General features: G+C 51.0%; 1 protein-coding gene. It reads right to left on the reverse strand.

Annotation, left to right across the window (positions count from 1 at the left end; translation table 11 throughout):
* Positions 1–1,937, reverse strand: a 1,937-nt coding sequence (gene adhE, locus GC128_RS22880; protein WP_151996190.1) for a bifunctional acetaldehyde-CoA/alcohol dehydrogenase, incomplete at both ends; no start/stop codon positions are given.

Raw genomic sequence — 1,937 nt, forward strand, 5'->3', positions numbered from 1 at the left:
ATCTTAGCAGCAGTACGGTCGCCCGGTGCGCTCAGACCCAGATGGTCTGCGATTTCAGCATAACGACGACGCGCTTGTGGGCGGTCATACTGGCTGAATGCAGTCTGTTTAGTTGGGTTGTCGTTCGCGTTATAACGGATAACGTTAGAGATCAACAGGGCGTTCGCCAGACCATGAGGAATGTGGAACTGTGAACCCAGTTTGTGAGCCATTGAGTGACACACACCCAGGAAGGCGTTCGCAAACGCGATACCCGCGATGGTCGCAGCGTTGTGTACACGCTCACGAGCAACTGGGTTTTTAGAGCCTTCGTTGTAAGATGCTGGCAGGTTTTCTTTCAGCAGTTTCAGCGCTTGCAGAGCCTGACCGTCAGAGAATTCGCTCGCCAGTACAGAAACGTAAGCTTCCAGTGCGTGGGTCACTGCATCCAGACCACCGAATGCACACAGGGACTTAGGCATATCCATCACCAGGTTGGCATCAACAATCGCCATATCTGGAGTCAGAGCATAGTCAGCCAGTGGGTATTTCTGACCAGTCGCATCATCAGTTACAACAGCAAACGGAGTCACTTCTGAACCAGTACCGGAAGTGGTGGTAACCGCGATCATTTTCGCTTTTACGCCCATTTTCGGGAACTTGTAGATACGCTTACGGATGTCCATGAAGCGCAGAGCCAATTCTTCGAAGTGAGTTTCTGGGTGCTCGTACATAACCCACATGATTTTCGCAGCATCCATCGGTGAACCGCCGCCCAGCGCGATAATCACGTCTGGTTTGAAGGAGTTCGCCAGTTCTGCACCTTTACGTACTACGGACAGAGTTGGATCAGCTTCTACTTCGAAGAATACTTCAGTTTCAACGCCAGCTGCTTTCAGAACAGAAGTGATCTGGTCTGCATAGCCGTTGTTGAACAGGAAACGGTCGGTAACGATCATCGCACGTTTGTGACCATCAGTAATCACTTCGTCCAGCGCGATTGGCAGGGAGCCACGGCGGAAGTAGATAGATTTCGGAAGTTTATGCCACAACATGTTCTCAGCTCGCTTAGCAACGGTTTTCTTGTTGATCAGGTGCTTAGGACCCACGTTCTCAGAGATAGAGTTACCACCCCATGAGCCACAACCCAGAGTCAGGGAAGGCGCGAGTTTGAAGTTGTACAGGTCACCGATACCACCCTGAGAAGCAGGGGTGTTGATCAGGATACGTGCAGTTTTCATTTTGTCGCCGAAGTGCTTAACGCGCTCTGGCTGGTTGTCCTGGTCTGTGTACAGGCAAGAGGTGTGGCCGATGCCGCCCATCTCAACCAGTTTCTCAGCTTTAACAACTGCATCTTCGAAGCTCTTAGCACGGTACATAGCCAGAGTTGGAGACAGTTTTTCGTGAGCGAATGGCTCAGATTCGTCAACAACGCTAACTTCACCAATCAGAATCTTGGTGTCAGCCGGTACTGTGAAGCCTGCCAGTTCAGCAATTTTAGTTGCTGGCTGACCAACGATAGCTGCGTTCAGTGCGCCGTTTTTCAGAATGATGTCCTGAACAGCTTTCAGCTCTTTACCCTGCAGCATGTAGCCGCCGTGGGATGCAAAACGTTCGCGCACTGCGTTATAAGCAGAGTCAACAACGATAACTGATTGCTCGGAAGCACAGATTACGCCGTTATCGAAGGTTTTAGACATCAGGATAGAAGCAACAACACGTTTGATGTCGGCAGTTTCGTCAACAACAACAGGGGTGTTACCTGCGCCTACGCCGATTGCTGGTTTACCGGAGCTGTATGCTGCTTTAACCATGCCTGGGCCACCAGTTGCCAGAATCATGTTGATATCTGGGTGGTGCATCAGTGCGTTAGACAGTTCGACAGATGGCTGGTCAATCCAACCGATCAGATCTTTAGGTGCACCAGCAGCGATCGCAGCTTGCAGAACGATGTCTGC

Source organism: Buttiauxella massiliensis (assembly GCF_902500225.1).
Lineage (GTDB): Bacteria > Pseudomonadota > Gammaproteobacteria > Enterobacterales > Enterobacteriaceae > Buttiauxella > Buttiauxella massiliensis.